A 16,837-nucleotide genomic window follows, 5' to 3' on the forward strand; every position below is an offset into this window, starting at 1 on the left:
ATTATGGCCTTATTACAAATTAGTGAGCCTGGCTTAAGTGCCGCACCGCACCAGCGTCGTCTGGCGGTGGGTATTGATCTCGGCACCACCAATTCCCTCGTGGCAACCGTGCGTAGCGGCCAGGCGGAGACGCTGGCTGACGAGCAGGGCCGCCATCTGCTGCCTTCCGTGGTCCACTACCAGCAGCAGGGCCACGCGGTGGGCTTTGATGCCCGCACTAACGCCGCGCGCGATCCGGCGAATACCATCAGCTCCGTTAAGCGGATGATGGGCCGCTCGCTGGCCGATATTCAGACCCGTTACCCGCATCTGCCGTATCAGCTGCAGGCCAGTGAAAACGGCCTGCCGATGATTGCGACTGCGGCCGGGCTGCTGAACCCGATTCGCGTATCCGCTGACATCCTTAAAGCGCTGGCGGAGCGTGCCACGGCAACGCTCGGCGGCGATTTAGACGGTGTGGTGATTACCGTTCCGGCCTACTTTGATGACGCACAGCGTCAGGGCACCAAAGACGCCGCGCGTCTGGCGGGCCTGCACGTGCTGCGCCTGCTGAACGAACCGACAGCGGCAGCGATTGCCTACGGCCTCGACTCCGGTCAGGAAGGGGTGATTGCGGTTTACGATCTCGGCGGCGGTACCTTTGATATCTCGATCCTGCGCTTAAGCCGTGGGGTGTTTGAAGTGCTGGCGACCGGCGGGGACTCCGCGCTGGGCGGCGATGACTTTGACCATCTGCTGGCGGATTACATTCGCGAGCAGGCGGGCATCAGCGATCGCAGCGATGCCCGCGTACAGCGTGAACTGCTGGATGCGGCCATCGAGGCCAAAATTGCGCTAAGCGATGCTGGGTCAGTCAGTGTGAACGTGGCGGGCTGGCAGGGTGAGATCGCCCGTGAACAGTTTAACGATCTGATCGCCCCCCTGGTGAAACGCACACTGTTAGCCTGCCGTCGTGCGCTGAAAGATGCCGGCGTTGAGGCGAATGAGGTGCTGGAAGTGGTCATGGTGGGTGGTTCCACCCGCGTACCGCTGGTGCGTGAGCGTGTAGGTGAATTCTTTGGCCGCACGCCGCTGACCTCCATTGACCCGGACAAAGTGGTTGCCGTGGGCGCGGCGATTCAGGCGGATATTCTGGTAGGCAACAAGCCGGACAGTGAAATGCTGCTACTGGACGTTATCCCGCTGTCGCTGGGTTTAGAGACCATGGGCGGACTGGTGGAGAAAGTCATTCCGCGCAACACCACCATTCCGGTGGCACGTGCGCAGGAGTTCACTACCTTTAAAGACGGTCAGACGGCCATGTCCATTCACGTGATGCAGGGCGAACGCGAACTGGTGCAGGACTGCCGTTCTCTGGCGCGCTTTGCGCTGCGGGGCATTCCGGCGCTGCCTGCGGGCGGGGCGCATATTCGCGTCACCTTCCAGGTGGATGCAGACGGCCTGCTGAGCGTCACGGCGATGGAAAAATCGACTGGTGTCGAATCGTCCATTCAGGTGAAGCCGTCCTACGGTCTGACCGATGGCGAAATCGCCTCCATGATTCAGGACTCAATGAGCTACGCCGAGCAGGATGTGAAGGCGCGTATGCTGGCCGAACAAAAAGTGGAAGCCGCACGCGTGCTGGAAAGCCTGAACGGCGCGCTCGCTGCCGATGCCGCGCTGTTAAGCGCCGCTGAGCGTCAGGTGATTGACGAGGCTGCTGCGCACTTAAGCGTGGTCGCCCAGGGCAATGACGCTGACACAATAGAAGAAGCCATTAAAAACGTTGATAAACAAACCCAGGACTTTGCTGCTCGCCGCATGGACAAATCTGTCCGCGTCGCGCTGAAAGGCCAGTCCGTGGACGAGGTTTAATATGCCAAAGATTGTTATTTTGCCTCATGCGGACCTCTGTCCGGATGGCGCTGTTCTGGAAGCGAAGACCGGTGAAACCATTCTCGATGTTGCCCTGCGTGCAGGTATCGAAGTGGAACACGCCTGTGAAAAATCCTGTGCCTGCACGACGTGCCACTGTATCGTGCGTGAAGGTTTCGACTCGCTTGCCGAGAGCACAGAAGACGAAGATGACATGCTGGATAAAGCATGGGGTCTGGAGCCCGACAGCCGCTTAAGCTGCCAGGCAGCGGTGACCGACGAGGATCTGGTCGTGGAGTTCCCACGCTACACCATCAACCACGCACGCGAGCATTAATATGGGACTGAAATGGACAGACAGCCGTGAAATCGGCGAAGCGCTCTACGACGCTAACCCGGATCTCGATCCAAAAACCGTACGCTTCACCGATATGCATCAGTGGATCTGCGATTTAGAGGATTTTGACGACGATCCCAACGCATCCAATGAAAAAATTCTGGAGGCGATTCTGTTAGTCTGGTTAGATGAAGCAGAGTAAATCACGTAACGGGCTGCCTTCAGGCGGCCCGTTTGCTAATAAGGATAAATAAAATGACCGAAGCGATGAAGATTACGCTCTCTACGCAACCCGCCGATGCGCGTTGGGGCGAAAAAGCCACTTACAGTATCAACAACGACGGTATTACCCTGCACCTGACGGGCAACGACGATCTGGGCCTGATCCAGCGCGCCGCGCGTAAAATTGATGGGCTCGGCATTAAGCATGTCTCTCTGGCAGGCGAGGGCTGGGACACCGACCGCAGCTGGGCGTTCTGGGCCGGTTATAAAGGGCCAAAAGGCACCCGCAAAATTGAGTGGGCCAACCTTGACGAAGCCGGTCAAAAAGAGCTGGAAAGCCGCCTGACCATTATCGACTGGGTACGTGACACTATTAACGCACCGGCTGAAGAGCTGGGGCCGGAACAGCTGGCACAGCGCGCCGTTGACCTGCTGTGCGGCGTGGCCGGCGACAACATGTCTTATCGCATCACCAAAGGTGAAGACCTGCGCGAGCAGAACTACATGGGCATTCACACCGTGGGTCGTGGCTCTGAGCGTCCACCGGTGCTGCTGGCGCTGGACTACAACCCAACCGGCGATAAAGACGCGCCAGTGTTTGCCTGCCTGGTCGGGAAAGGTATCACCTTCGACACCGGTGGCTACAGCCTGAAGCAGAGCGCGTTCATGGACTCCATGAAATCCGACATGGGCGGGGCGGCAACCATCACCGGTGCGCTGGCGTTTGCGATTACCCGTGGCCTGAAAAAACGCGTGAAGCTGTACCTGTGCTGCGCGGACAACATGGTAAGCGGTAATGCCTTCAAGCTCGGCGACATCATTCGCTACCGCAACGGCAAAAATGTTGAAGTGATGAACACCGATGCAGAAGGCCGTCTGGTGCTGGCCGATGGCCTGATCGACGCTTCTGCCCAGAAGCCAGAGTTGATTATCGATATGGCCACCCTGACCGGCGCGGCAAAAACGGCGCTGGGTAACGACTACCATGCGCTGTTCAGCTTTGATGACAAGCTGGCGGCCCGCCTGCTGGCAAGCGCCGCGGCAGAAAACGAACCGTTCTGGCGTCTGCCGCTGGCGGAGTTCCACCGCAGCCAGCTGCCGTCTAATTTTGCCGAACTGAATAACACCGCGAGCGCGGCATACCCGGCGGGTGCAAGCACCGCAGCAGGCTTCCTGTCCCACTTCGTTGAGAACTATCACGAAGGCTGGCTGCATATCGACTGCTCCGCAACCTACCGTAAAGCGGCAGTTGAGCAGTGGTCTGCGGGCGCGACCGGCCTGGGCGTGCGTACCGTGGCGAACCTGCTGACGGCTGAGTAATGCTTTTTGCCCTCACCCTAACCCTCTCCCTTGAGGGAGAGGGCCGGGGTGAGGGGGAAATTCGACATCTGGAATTGTTATGTCCGAAACCAAAAACGAATTAGAAACCCTGCTGGAACAGGCGGCGACCGAGCCCGCCCACCGTCCGGCATTTTTCCGCACGTTGCTGGAATCCACCGTCTGGGTGCCAGGAACCGCGGCGGAAGGTGAGCAGGTTGTTGAAGACAGCGCGCTGGATCTGCTGCACTGGGAGAAAGACGACGGCACCTCGGTGATCCCGTTCTTTACCTCGCTGGAAGCGCTGCAGACCGCCGTTGAAGATGAACAGGCGTTCGTGGTGATGCCGGTACGCACGCTGTTCGAAATGACGCTGGGCCAGACGCTGTTCCTTAATGCGAAACTGCCGACCGGGAAAGAATTCACGCCGCGTGAAATCAGCCATCTGATTGGTGAAGAGGGTAACCCGCTCAGCACCCAGGAAGTGCTGGAAGGGGGCGAAACGCTGCTGCTCTCTGAAGTGGCCGAACCGCCAGCGCAGATGATCGATTCCCTGACCACGTTGTTCAAAACCCTGAAGCCGGTAAGACGCGCGTTCCTCTGTTCGATTAAAGAGCAAGCGGATGAACAGCCGGTACTGTTGATTGGTATTGAAGCTGACGGTGATATTGATGAGATCATCCAGGCGGCGGGCAGTGTGGCCACTGATACGTTGCCGGGCGATGAGCCAATTGATATCTGCCAGGTGAAGAACGGTGAGAAGGGCATCAGTCACTTTATTACCGAGCACATCACACCGTTCTATGAGCGTCGCTGGGGCGGTTTCCTGCGCGATCTCAAAACCAACCGCATCATCTGATTACAGCGGGGTGACTGTCACCCCGTTGCTTCCAGCAGCAGTAAATCCATCAGCAGTACCAGATTCGACTCAAACGACGTCACCCCTGCGGCTTCCGCGGCGTAATGCACCGCCTCGTCATAGAGAGCGAAGTGCACGTCCGCCATGCCCGCCAGCGTATTGGCCGAGGCGCGGGTAAACGCGACAATCGTCATCCCGACGTTTTTGGCGATCCGCGCTTTATCCAGCACCTGCTCTGTTTCGCCGCTGCGCGAGACGGCAATAAATACCTGATAACGGGCGGCGTTGCTGAGGAAAATGTTCCGGCTGTCACCCGGCCCGGAGATAAACGCCGTTTTCCCCAGCACCTGCAGTTTTTTGGTCAGGTATTCGGCAAACAGATAGGAAAACCCGGCACCGTAGAGAAAGAAGCTCTCTTTGTGACGCAGCAGGTCGGCAAACTGCAGACGCTTCTCATCGGTCACCCACTGGAATGTCTGCTGATAGTTGGCAATAAACTGGCTGAACAGCGCGGGCAACTGCGGAAGGGCGTTTCCTTGAGTCGTAATATGCGGCGTGTCGGTGAGGAGCTGTTTGCAGTGCCAGATAAACTCGCTAAACCCGCTGAACCCCAGCTTCTGACACAGCCGCATAATCGTCGCGGTAGAGACAAATGTCGCCTGCGCCAGTTCCCGCACCGTGATGTTACCCACCAGCAGTGGATGCTCCGTGAGGTGGGCGAGTACGCGATATTCCGCGCGGGTCAGCGATTCCCCGCGCGTTAACAGCGTGGCCAGGCGGTTATCCATTATTTCGCGGGTTCAACCGGCAGGTCGTCCCGCGCACCCCACTCACTCCAGGCGCCATCGTACAGCGTGACGTCGTTTACGCCGAGCGTGGCGAGCGCCAGGATCACCACGCAGGCCGTTACGCCGGAACCGCAGCTGGCAATAATCGGACGGTGTAAATCCACGCCCTGACGATCAAAAATCGCGCGTAGCTCATCGGTGGTTTTCAGTTCGCCCTCAAACACCAGATCGCCCCACGGCACGTTCAACGCCCCCGGAATGTGTCCGCGTTTCAGGCCAGGGCGAGGTTCGTCCGCTTCAGCGTTAAAACGTGCGGCAGGACGCGCATCGACGATTTGAGCAGTGTTTTCATGGCTGACGACCAGCACGTCGGTCAGGCGTTTCACCACATTTGCGTCAAACGTCGCGTCAAAATCCCCCTCCGGCAGCGTCACGTCCCCCTGCTGCAGCGGCAGTTCGTTGCGCTTCCAGCCAGCCAGACCCCCCGCCAGAATCGAGACTTTCTCGACGCCGAAGTTTTTCAGCATCCACCACGCGCGCGGGGCAGAGAAGAGGTTACCTTCATCATAAACAACGAGGTGTTTGTCTTTGCTGATGCCCAGCTCGCGCATCGCCACGGAGAAGGCTTCCGGGCGCGGCAGCATGTGCGGCAGAGGGGAGGTGTGATCGGAGAGGGCTTCGATATCAAAAAATACCGCGCCCGGCAGGTGCCCTGCGCGGTATTCACCGGGAACGTCACGATGCTCCTGGCCCGGAGGAGCCATACGCGCGTCAATAATCTGCACTTCAGGATCGTCGCCGTGCTCAATCAGCCAGTCGGCGGCGACAAAATATGAGGTGGACATGGGTTGCCTCCATTCTTTTCCGTAAAAAAGGATTGTCGATGTTTTTTCTGACACCGACAAGCAAACCACGTTCAACTCGCGAGCAAGCCCCTATTTTTTCACCGCTTCGCCGTTCAGCCAGGCTTTTTGCAGCGCAGGCCAGTACTCACGGTTAGCCTCGATCATCTCATCCAGAATCGCTTTCGCGTGCTCCATGGTCGGCACGGTGCGATTCAGGGTAAATGCCTGCAGCGCTTTCTCATAGCTCCCTTCAATGGTTGCTTCCACCAGCAGCTGTTCAGAGGCGAGCTGCTGTTGTAGCAGCGTCTGATGGAACAGCGGCACCTGGCCCACGCGGACAGGCTCTGGCCCCTCGGATGTGATATAAGCGGGAACCTCGACGACCGCATCGTACGGCACATTGGTAATTGCCCCGCGGTTTTCCACCATCACCAGATGACGGCTCCGCAGGTTGAAGGCCAGCGAGCAGGCGACATCGACGATAAACTCGCCGTGAACGCCAACGTGGAAGGCGTCCGGCAGGATCCCGGTACGCTTATATTCTTCGGCTGCGGCAAACAGCTTTTTCTCACGTCCGTTCATCACTTCGTTAGCGCGGGTGTAGTCCGGCTTCTGATGCTCGACAATCTGGTTCGGCATCAGGTAGTACTGCAGATACGGGTTCGGCAGATACTCCGGGAAGTTATCCATGATCGGCTTGATGTTGCGCCAGGTTTTCACCCACGACGGATCGGAGTGCTGCGGGTCGGTTTTGGCGGCATCTTCCGTCAGCAGACCAAACTTCGCGATATGTTTACGCAGCTCCGGCAGCTTGTCCTCGCCGTCCACCAACACACGGGTAAACCAGCCGAAGTGATTCAGCCCAAAGTAGTCCACCTCCAGCTTGCGGCGATCGACCCCCAGAATGGCTCCCATGTTACGCATTGCAGCAACCGGCATATCGCAAATATTCAGCACGCGGGCGTTCGGTCGCAGGCGACGCACCCCCTCTGCGACGATTGCCGCCGGGTTGGAGTAGTTTACGATCCATGCTTTTTCATGCGCGTAGCGATCCACCAGATCGATAAGCTCGACCATTGGCAGGATCGTACGCAGCCCATAAGCCAGCCCGCCGGGGCCGCAGGTCTCCTGACCAACCACGCCGTGGCGCAGCGGGATCTTCTCATCCTGCTCGCGCATTTTATACTGGCCAACGCGCATCTGGGCGAAGACGAAGTGTGCGCCGCTGAAGGCCACTTCCGGGTCATTGGTGACGGTAAATTTGATGCTCTGGCTGTGGTCGCGGATCACTTTTTCCACCACCGGGGCAATCGTGTTCTGACGCGCCTCGTCGATGTCGTAGAGGCGGATTTCGGCCAGTGGGAAGTCCTGCAGACGCACCATCAGGCTTTTCACAATACCTGGCGTGTAGGTGCTACCGCCGCCAGCAATCGACAGAATGAATGGGGGTGTAAACATCTTTAGCTCCTTTCAGAGAAACGTCTCAACGGCTTCTCGCATTTTTTTGACATGCAGCCCGTAGACCACCTGAACGTTGTTACCTTGTTTGATAATCCCTTTTGCGCCGGTCGCTTTCAGGCGCGGCTCATCAATGATGGCGACATCCTTCACCGTCACACGTAAGCGGGTGTAGCAGTTATCCACCACTTCAATATTTTCCCGGCCGCCCAGACCGACGACGATGGATTCACCCAGCCCGTCGTTATTGCCCTTCGCCTGGTACTCCTGTTTGCTGTAAAGGCGCGTCTCCTGGTCCTCATCTTCACGGCCTGGCGTTTTCATGTTGAAACGCAGGATCAGGAAGCGGAACACCACGAAGTAGAGGACAAACATGATCAGCCCGACCACGATGTACATCGGCCAGTTGGACTTTTCCGTACCGAGCGGCAGGTTGTAGAGAATAAAATCGATAATCCCGTTAGCGCCGATGGCGTGAACACCCAGCAGGGAGAACAGCATCATCCCGATACCCGTCAGCACCGCGTGCACCACGAACAGCAGCGGGGCGACAAACAGGAAGGAGAACTCGATGGGCTCGGTGACGCCGACCAGCAGCGAAGTGAGCGCCGCCGGGATCAGAATCGCTTTTGCTGCCGCTTTACGCTCCGGCTTTGCGGTCATGTACATCGCCAGCGCCGCCGCCGGCAGGCCAAACATCTTGCTGATGCCGCGCGCATCCCATACCACCGTGCTGCTGAGCTGTTTCACCTCCGGGCAGGCCATTTCCGCGAAGTAAATGTTGCGCGCGCCCTGATAAACCGTACCGCACACCTCTTGCGTGCCGCCCAGTTCGGTATACAGGAACGGGGTATAGACCAGATGATGCAGGCCGGTGGGCACCAGAATGCGCTCAAGGAAGCCGTAGATCGCCACGCCGAACGGACCAGAACCTTTGATGGCAAGCGCCATTGCGCTAATGCCGTGCTGGGCAAACGGCCACAGCTCGCTCATTACTACGCCGAGCAGCATGGAAACGGGCAGTATCACAATGGCGACAAAACAGTGACCAGAGTAAATCGCCATCGCGCCGTTAAACTGTACGCCGGAGTATTTGTTGTACAGGTATCCGGAAAGCGCGCCGGTCAGGATCCCGGCGAACACACCCATCTCCAGCACCTGAACGCCCAGCACCATGGTCTGCCCGGCGACTTTCATCTGTGCTGCGTTTGCCAGTTCGCCCTGAAGCTGTAGCGTGACGTTCATGGCGTTGATAAACACCACAAACGTCACCAGCCCAATCAGCGCCGCGTAGCCTTTGTCCCGTGTTGCCAGACCAATCGGGATGCCGACGGCAAACACCAGGGCCAGGTTAACCAGCACCGACACGGCAGATTTGGCGATCAGCTGGCCGATATTCTGGATCAGCGGATGGCCGAGAAACGGCAGATACTCGGCCAGGTTGCCATTGCCCAGCACATTGCCAAAGGCGATAAACAGACCGACGATCGGTAAAATAAGTACCGGTCCGTACAATGATTTTCCGAAATTTTGTAGGGCGTTCACGGCTCGTTTCATGGCTTTCTCTCTTATTGAACCGCGCACTCGGGGTGCGTCTTGAGCTTAAAACTAGCAGGCTCCCGGCGAGCTTATCCAGCTATCTAATTGTTTTAAAAACAAATGACGTGAAAGGTAACATGTGACGTTTGACGTTGTGATCGGCGTAACATCACCACGCTGACGATGCGAGCCGCCTTCCAGATCCTAAAAATGGACTTTTTGTATTAACGAAACTTGCGGATAATACTTATCCGGAAGACGACCAACAGGCTCCATGGGCCAGGGACAAAGGATGAAACCGTTTCGCTTAGCCGCGCTCTCTCTTGCGCTGCTCACCACGTTTACGCTTGTCGGCTGTGATAACAGCGACGATAAACCTCAGGCTGCGGCTCCCGCGGCATCTACAGCAACCACACCAAAAGCGGCGGAAAAGCCAGACGCTGACAAGCTGGCAAAACTGGCGGCACAAAGTCAGGGCAAAGCGTTCACTCTGCTTGATGCCTCTGAAGTGCAGCTGGACGGCGCCGCCACGCTGGTGCTGACATTTTCTGTTCCACTGAATCCGGATCAGGATTTCTCGAAAACCGTGCATGTCGTGGATAAGAAAAGCGGCAAGGTTGACGGGGCGTGGGAACTGGCGCCGAACCTGAAAGAGCTTCGTCTGCGCCATCTGGAGCCTAACCGCAATCTGGTCGTCACCGTGGAACGCGATCTGCAGGCGTTAAACAAAGCGACTTTTGGCATCGACTACGAAAAAGCCCTGACCACCCGGGATGTCGAGCCGACGGTCGGATTCGCCAGCCGCGGGTCACTGCTGCCGGGGAAAGTCGTGGAAGGCTTGCCTGTCATGGCGCTCAACGTCAATAACGTGGACGTGAACTTCTATCGCGTGAAACCGGAGTCGCTGGCTTCATTCGTCAGCCAGTGGGAGTACCGTAACTCGCTGACCAACTGGGAATCTGACAATCTGCTGAAGATGGCCGAGTTGGTTTATACCGGTCGTTTCGATCTTAACCCGGCACGTAACACGCGTGAAAAACTGCTGCTGCCGCTGAAAGATATCAAGCCGCTCCAGCAGTCGGGCGTCTATATCGCAGTGATGAATCAGGCAGGGCACTACAACTACAGCAATGCCGCCACGCTCTTCACCTTAAGCGATATTGGGCTGTCCGCTCACCGTTATCATAACCGTCTCGATATCTTCACCCAGAGCCTGGAAAACGGTGCGGCGCAATCCGGTGTAACCGTCACGCTGTTAAACGATAAAGGGCAGACCCTGGCTGAGGCGAACAGCGATGCCGACGGCCATGCAAAGGTCGAAACTGACAAAGAAGCCGCGCTGATCCTTGCCAGTAAAGATGGCCAGACTACGCTACTTGACCTCAAGCTGCCGGCGCTCGATCTGGCGGAGTTCGACATTGCTGGTAGCCCGGGCTACAGCAAACAATTCTTTATGTTTGGCCCGCGTGACCTCTATCGCCCAGGCGAAACGGTGATCCTGAACGGCTTACTGCGCGACAGCGACGGTAAACCGCTGCCTGCGCAGCCGGTGAAGCTGGATGTGCTTCGCCCGGACGGGCAGGTAGCGCGTACCGTCGTCGTCCAGCCGGAGAATGGTCTCTATCGCTTTAACTATCTGCTGGACAGCGGGGCGCAAACCGGCATGTGGCATATCCGCGCCAATACGGGCGATAACCAGCAGCGTCTGTGGGACTTCCATGTCGAAGATTTTATGCCAGAGCGTATGGCGCTGAATCTGAGCGGACAAAAAACGCCGGTTTCGCCGCAGGATAACGTCGACTTTAACGTGGTGGGATATTACCTGTACGGCGCACCGGCCAACGGTAATGCCCTGCAGGGGCAGCTCTTTTTGCGTCCACTGCGTGAAGCGGTTCCGGCGCTGCCTGGCTTCCAGTTTGGCGATATCGCCGAAGACAACCTGAGTCGCAGCCTGGATGAAGTGCAGCTTACGCTTGATGAACATGGGCGTGGGCAGGTCTCTACAGAAAGCCAGTGGAAAGAGGTGCACTCTCCGCTTCAGCTGATCCTGCAGGCCAGCCTGCTGGAATCAGGCGGTCGTCCGGTGACGCGTCGTGCTGAACAGGCTATCTGGCCAGCAGCCGAATTACCGGGTATTCGTCCTCAGTTCGCCAGCAAGGCGGTGTATGATTACCGCACCGATACCACCGTTAACCAGCCTATCGTCGATGAAAACGGCAACGCCAGTTTCGACATTGTCTATGCCGATGCCAGTGGGGCGAAAAAGGCTGTTTCCGGATTACAGGTGCGCCTGATCCGCGAACGCCGCGACTACTACTGGAACTGGTCAGAAAGCGATGGCTGGCAGTCCCAGTTTGATCAAAAAGATCTCATTGAAGGCGAGCAGGAGCTGACCCTCAAGGCCGATGAAACGGGTAAAGTGACGTTCCCGGTAGAGTGGGGCTCCTATCGTCTGGAAGTGAAAGCGCCTGATGACATGGTCAGCAGCGTACGTTTCTGGGCCGGGTACAGCTGGCAGGATAACAGTGACGGCACGGGAGCCGCGCGCCCCGACCGCGTGACCCTGAAACTGGATAAGCCTTCTTACCAGCCGGGTGACACCATCCAGTTGCATATCGCCGCACCTGCCGCGGGTAAAGGCTATGCGATGATCGAATCCAGCGAAGGGCCACTGTGGTGGAAAGAGATCGACGTCCCGGCCAACGGACTGGATCTTGCTATTCCGGTAGACAAAGCCTGGAAACGCCACGACCTCTATCTCAGCACGCTGGTGGTTCGCCCTGGCGATAAATCCAAATCCGCCACGCCGAAGCGGGCGGTTGGCCTGCTGCATCTGCCGATGGGGGATGAAAATCGCCGTCTGAATATCGCGCTGGATATCCCGCAAAAAATGCGACCTAACCAGACGCTTTCCGTGAAGGTAAAAGCCAGCGTGAAAGAGGGCCCGGTACCACAAAAAGTGAACGTGTTGGTCTCCGCGGTGGACAGCGGCGTGCTGAACATTACCGATTACGTCACGCCGGATCCGTGGCAGGCCTTCTTTGGTCAGAAGCGCTATGGCGCGGATATCTACGATATCTACGGCCAGGTGATTGAAGGCCAGGGACGTATGGCCGCACTGCGTTTTGGTGGTGACGGCGATGAGCTTAAACGCGGCGGTAAGCCGCCGGTGAACCATGTCACCATTATCGCCCAGCAGGCACAGCCAGTGACGCTTGATGCGAATGGTGAAGGGTCCATCACCCTGCCAATTGGAGACTTCAACGGTGAGCTGCGTCTGATGGCGCAGGCCTGGACGGAAGAGGATTTCGGCAGCAGCGAAAGCAAAGTGATTGTGGCCGCGCCGGTCATTACCGAGCTTAATACGCCGCGCTTCCTGGCAAGCGGCGATACCTCACGGTTGACACTGGATCTCACTAACCTGACCGATCAGCCGCAAACGCTAAATGTGGCCTTAACCGCGACCGGCAAGCTGTTGCTGGAAGGGGCGCAGCCGCAGCCTGTCAAACTGCCACCGGGTGCGCGCAGCACGCTGTTTATTCCGGTGCGTGCACTGGAAGGTTACGGTGACGGCGAAGTGACGGCGCAGGTAACAGGACTTCAGCTGCCTGGCGAGACCTTCGCTCCGCAGCAGAAGAGCTGGAAAATCGGCGTCCGTCCTGCGTTCCCGGCGCAGACGGTGAATACCGGGGCCATGCTGAACCCGGGTGAGTCCTGGACTGCGCCAGGGCAGCATATCAACGGCTTCTCTCCCGCTACATTGCAGGGACAACTGCTGCTTAGCGGCAAACCGCCGCTTAATCTGGCGCGCTATATCCGTGAGCTGCAGGCATATCCTTATGGCTGTCTTGAACAAACCACCAGTGGCCTGTTCCCGTCGCTCTATACCAACGCGTCACAGCTGAAGGCGCTTGGCATTAAAGGCGACACGGACGACAAACGTCGTGCTGCCATTGATATTGGCATCTCCCGCCTTCTGCAGATGCAGCGTGATGACGGTGGTTTTGCGCTCTGGGATAAAAACGGTCCGGAAGAGTACTGGCTGACTGCCTATGTCACGGACTTCCTGGTGCGTGCCGGTGAGCAGGGCTACAGCGTGCCGACGGATGCGGTCAATAATGCCAATAGCCGACTGCTCCGCTACCTGCAGGATCCGGGCATGATGTCCATCCGCTACAGCGACGATACTCAGGCCAGCAAATTTGCCGTGCAGGCCTATGCCGCACTGGTACTGGCGCGCCAGCAAAAAGCCCCGCTGGGTGCGTTGCGTGAAGTCTGGGATCGTCACGGGCAGGCGGCTTCCGGTCTGCCGCTGATGCAGCTCGGTATGGCACTCAAACTGATGGGGGATGCCCCGCGCAGCCAGCAGGCGCTGGATCTTGCCCTCAAAACACCGCGCAACGACAGCAGACACTGGATGGCGGATTATGGCAGCGCGCTTCGTGATAACGCGCTGATGCTCTCCCTTCTGGAGGAGTACAAGCTGCTGCCGGATGCGCAAAATACGCTGCTGAATGCCCTGTCTGAACAGGCCTTCAGCCAGCGCTGGCTGTCTACGCAGGAGAGTAACGCGCTATTCCTGGCCGGACGTTCGCTACAAACTCTGTCCGGAGCATGGCAGGCGGAAACCTCACTCTCGGGTACCGCATTGAGCGGTGACAAGGCGCTGGTGCAGAATATGAATGGCGATCAGCTTGGTGCGCTGCAGGTGACCAACACCGGCACGACACCGCTGTGGGTGCGTCTGGATAGCACCGGTTACCCGGACTCAGCCCCTCAGCCATCCTCGAATGTTCTGCAGATTGAACGCCATATTCTGGCAACCGACGGCAGTTCGAAATCGCTCTCTTCGCTGAAGAGCGGTGAGCTGGTGCTGGTATGGCTGAAAGTGAAGGCCAGCCAGGACGTGCCGGATGCGCTGGTGGTGGATCTCCTCCCGGCGGGTCTGGAGCTGGAGAACCAGAACCTGGCGAGCAGCAGCGCCAGCCTGCAGGACAGCGGCAGCGAAGTGCAGAACCTGCTTAGCCAGATGCAGCAGGCGGATATTCAGCATATGGAGTTTCGCGACGACCGCTTTGTGGCCGCAGTGCCGGTAAACGAAGGGCAGCCGGTTACGCTGGTTTATCTGGCGCGCGCCGTGACGCCGGGAACGTACCAGGTACCGGTGCCGCTGGTGGAGTCCATGTATGTTCCGCAGTGGCGGGCAACGGGTGCGGCCAGTGGCCCGCTGATTGTTGTACCGTAATATGTCAGTTGCACGTCTGATACGCTCCCGCTGGCTGTGGCTGGCGGGGGCGCTTCTCATTTTATGGGGGCTGATCGTTGCCGCCGACCGCCTCTGGCCGTTGCCGCTGAAAGAGGTTAACCCCGCCCGGGTGGTGGTGGATGAGAAGGGCACGCCGCTCTGGCGTTTTGCCGACAGCGAAGGGATCTGGCGTTATCCGGTCACGATTGAAGAGGTCTCTCCTCGCTATCTTGAGGCCCTGATCCAGTATGAAGATCGCTGGTTCTGGGAGCATCCAGGCGTGAATCCTTTCTCTGTGCTGCGCGCTGCCTGGCAGGATCTGACGTCCGGTAAGGTTGTCTCCGGCGGCAGTACACTGACCATGCAGGTTGCGCGTCTGCTGGATCCGCATCCGCGCACCTTTGGCGGTAAAATTCGTCAACTCTGGCGGGCGATGCAGCTTGAATGGCATCTCTCCAAGCGCGAGATCCTCACCCTCTACCTCAACCGCGCCCCGTTTGGCGGGACGCTCCAGGGAATAGGTGCCGCAAGCTGGACCTATCTGGGTAAACCGCCATCACAGCTCAGCTATTCCGAAGCGGCCCTGCTGGCGGTGCTACCTCAGGCCCCCAGCCGTTTACGCCCGGACCGCTGGCCGGCGCGGGCGGAAGCGGCGCGCAACAAAGTGCTCGACCGGATGGTAACGCAGGGTGTCTGGTCAGCCCGACAGGTTAACGAATCCCGTGAAGAGCCGGTATGGCTGGCTCCCCGGCAGATGCCCCAGCTGGCGCCGCTCTTCGCACGCATGATGCTGGGAAAAAGCCGTGATACCAAAATTGTCACCACTCTGGATGCCGCCTTACAACGGCAGCTGGAAGAGCTGGCAATGAACTGGAAATCCCGCCTGCCGGCGCGCAGTTCACTGGCGATGATCGTCGTGGATCATACCAATATGAAAGTGCGCGGCTGGGTCGGTTCGGTGGATATTAACGATGACACCCGCTTCAGCCATGTGGATATGGTGAATGCGATCCGATCCCCGGGATCGGTACTGAAACCTTTTATCTACGGTATGGCGCTCGACGATGGGCTGATTCATCCCGCTTCGCTGCTTCAGGATGTCCCCAGGAAAACCGGTGATTATCGTCCCGGTAACTTTGACAGCGGATTCCATGGGCCGGTGAGCATGAGCGAAGCGCTGGTGCGCTCCCTTAATCTGCCTGCCGTGCAGGTGCTGGAGGCGTACGGGCCTAAGCGTTTTGCCGGCATGCTCAGCAACGCAGGGTTGCCGCTTATTTTGCCTGCGGGGGCGCAGCCAAATCTGTCGTTGATCCTGGGCGGGGCGGGAGCGCGGCTGGCAGATATTACTGCTGCCTACAGCGCTTTTGCCCGCCACGGTAAAGCGGGAAGGCTGCGCTTACAGCCAGGTGATGCGCTGGTTGAACGTCCGCTGTTGTCACCCGGCTCGGCCTGGATTATTCGCCGTATTCTGGCGAATGAAGCCCAACCGTTACCGGATAACGCACTGCCGCAGGTTGCGCCGCTGGCATGGAAAACGGGCACCAGCTACGGCTATCGCGATGCCTGGGCCATTGGCCTGAATGCGCGTTACGTGATTGGCATCTGGACCGGAAGGCCGGACGGCACGCCCGTGGCGGGACAGTTTGGTTTTGCCAGTGCCGTGCCGCTGTTAAATCAGGTGAATAACCTGCTTCAGTCGCGCTCAACGATAGACGAAGCGCGCCTGCCACGCGATCCGCGCCCGGAAAGCGTCGGGCGAGGCGTGATCTGCTGGCCTGGCGGGCAATCGTTGCCGGAGGGCAGTGAAAACTGCCGTCGACGCCTGTCGACCTGGCTGCTGGAAGGTAGTGAGCCGCCGACGCTGTTGCTGCCGGAGCAGGAGGGCATCCGCGGGATCCGTTTCCCGATCTGGCTGGATAAAACCGGCAAACGTGTGGCGGCAGATTGCCCGGATGACACAGAGAAAGTGCTGGACGTCTGGCCGCTACCCTTGGAGCCCTGGCTACCGGCAGCGGAAAAAAGAGCGGCACGTCTTCCGGCACCTTCAACGGTTTGTCCACCGCTGGATGATAACAATGCGGCACCGCTAATGATTTCGGGTGTCAGAGAGGGGGCGGTCATTAAACGTCTTCCGGGTGAGGACAATGTGACAATTTCCGTCACGACCAGCGGGGGAGAAGGGCAGCGATGGTGGTTTTTAAATGGCGAGCCTCTTGAACATAAAAATCGGAATTTTTCAATGCAGTTATCTTTGCCCGGTAAATATCAATTAGTTGCAATGGATGAGGCCGGGAAATTGGCTACGCTTAATTTTGAATTAAGCCGCTAACCCCTACTCCCTATTAATTAGCTTGATAATAATCAATGTTCGTT

At 58.2% G+C, this 16,837-nt stretch carries 11 protein-coding genes; 7 read left to right on the forward strand and 4 right to left on the reverse strand.

Features of this window, described 5'->3' with window-relative positions:
• The first annotated feature begins 3 nt into the window (after positions 1-3).
• The 5 genes from hscA to sseB all read left to right on the forward strand — a co-directional run bounded on the left by hscA (position 4) and on the right by sseB (position 4,589).
• A complete protein-coding gene (gene hscA, locus ACOTX3_RS15995) occupies positions 4-1,854 on the forward strand; it encodes a Fe-S protein assembly chaperone HscA (protein WP_058678273.1) in 1,851 nt (616 codons plus the stop codon).
• 1 nt (position 1,855) lies between these two features.
• Positions 1,856-2,191 carry an ISC system 2Fe-2S type ferredoxin gene (gene fdx, locus ACOTX3_RS16000; RefSeq protein WP_003860652.1) on the forward strand — a complete coding sequence of 112 codons (336 nt, stop codon included), beginning with the start codon at positions 1,856-1,858 and terminating at the stop codon, positions 2,189-2,191.
• 1 nt (position 2,192) lies between these two features.
• Positions 2,193-2,393 carry a Fe-S cluster assembly protein IscX gene (gene iscX / locus ACOTX3_RS16005; RefSeq protein WP_003860650.1) on the forward strand — a complete coding sequence of 67 codons (201 nt, stop codon included), beginning with the start codon at positions 2,193-2,195 and terminating at the stop codon, positions 2,391-2,393.
• A gap of 53 nt (positions 2,394-2,446) precedes the next feature.
• Positions 2,447-3,733 (forward strand): aminopeptidase PepB, encoded by a 1,287-nt coding sequence (gene pepB / locus ACOTX3_RS16010; RefSeq protein ID WP_013098291.1) that lies wholly within the window; start codon positions 2,447-2,449, stop codon positions 3,731-3,733.
• A gap of 79 nt (positions 3,734-3,812) precedes the next feature.
• The gene (sseB, locus tag ACOTX3_RS16015) at positions 3,813-4,589 is read left to right on the forward strand and encodes an enhanced serine sensitivity protein SseB (protein ID WP_020690031.1); all 777 of its coding nucleotides are present in this window, start codon (positions 3,813-3,815) and stop codon (positions 4,587-4,589) included.
• A gap of 17 nt (positions 4,590-4,606) precedes the next feature.
• On the opposite strand, the gene ACOTX3_RS16020 is transcribed toward sseB, so the two are convergent.
• The 4 genes from ACOTX3_RS16020 to ACOTX3_RS16035 all read right to left on the reverse strand — a co-directional run bounded on the left by ACOTX3_RS16020 (position 4,607) and on the right by ACOTX3_RS16035 (position 9,237).
• The gene (locus ACOTX3_RS16020; RefSeq protein WP_013098289.1) at positions 4,607-5,377 is read right to left on the reverse strand and encodes a MurR/RpiR family transcriptional regulator; all 771 of its coding nucleotides are present in this window, start codon (positions 5,375-5,377) and stop codon (positions 4,607-4,609) included.
• Complete coding sequence (gene sseA, locus ACOTX3_RS16025; protein ID WP_058678272.1) at positions 5,377-6,222, reverse strand: 3-mercaptopyruvate sulfurtransferase; 846 nt, start codon at positions 6,220-6,222, stop codon at positions 5,377-5,379. The genes ACOTX3_RS16020 and sseA overlap by 1 nt, the downstream gene beginning before the upstream one ends.
• Before the next feature lie 90 nt (positions 6,223-6,312).
• On the reverse strand, positions 6,313-7,680 hold the full coding sequence (locus ACOTX3_RS16030) for a 6-phospho-alpha-glucosidase (RefSeq protein ID WP_058678271.1): 1,368 nt from the start codon (positions 7,678-7,680) through the stop codon (positions 6,313-6,315).
• A 12-nt stretch (positions 7,681-7,692) separates the two neighbouring features.
• Positions 7,693-9,237, reverse strand: coding sequence for a PTS transporter subunit EIIC (locus tag ACOTX3_RS16035; protein ID WP_127869051.1), 1,545 nt, complete (start codon positions 9,235-9,237; stop codon positions 7,693-7,695).
• A 274-nt stretch (positions 9,238-9,511) separates the two neighbouring features.
• Here ACOTX3_RS16035 and ACOTX3_RS16040 point away from each other — a divergent pair, with 274 nt between their 5' ends.
• Both ACOTX3_RS16040 and pbpC read left to right on the forward strand, forming a co-directional pair.
• Complete coding sequence (locus ACOTX3_RS16040; RefSeq protein WP_058678269.1) at positions 9,512-14,464, forward strand: alpha-2-macroglobulin family protein; 4,953 nt, start codon at positions 9,512-9,514, stop codon at positions 14,462-14,464.
• Position 14,465: 1 nt separating this feature from the next.
• Complete coding sequence (gene pbpC / locus ACOTX3_RS16045; RefSeq protein ID WP_058678268.1) at positions 14,466-16,793, forward strand: peptidoglycan glycosyltransferase PbpC; 2,328 nt, start codon at positions 14,466-14,468, stop codon at positions 16,791-16,793.
• The last annotated feature ends 44 nt before the right edge of the window (positions 16,794-16,837 follow it).

Source organism: Enterobacter cloacae complex sp. IR5384 (genome assembly GCF_049237265.1).
GTDB classification, from domain to species: domain Bacteria; phylum Pseudomonadota; class Gammaproteobacteria; order Enterobacterales; family Enterobacteriaceae; genus Enterobacter; species Enterobacter cloacae.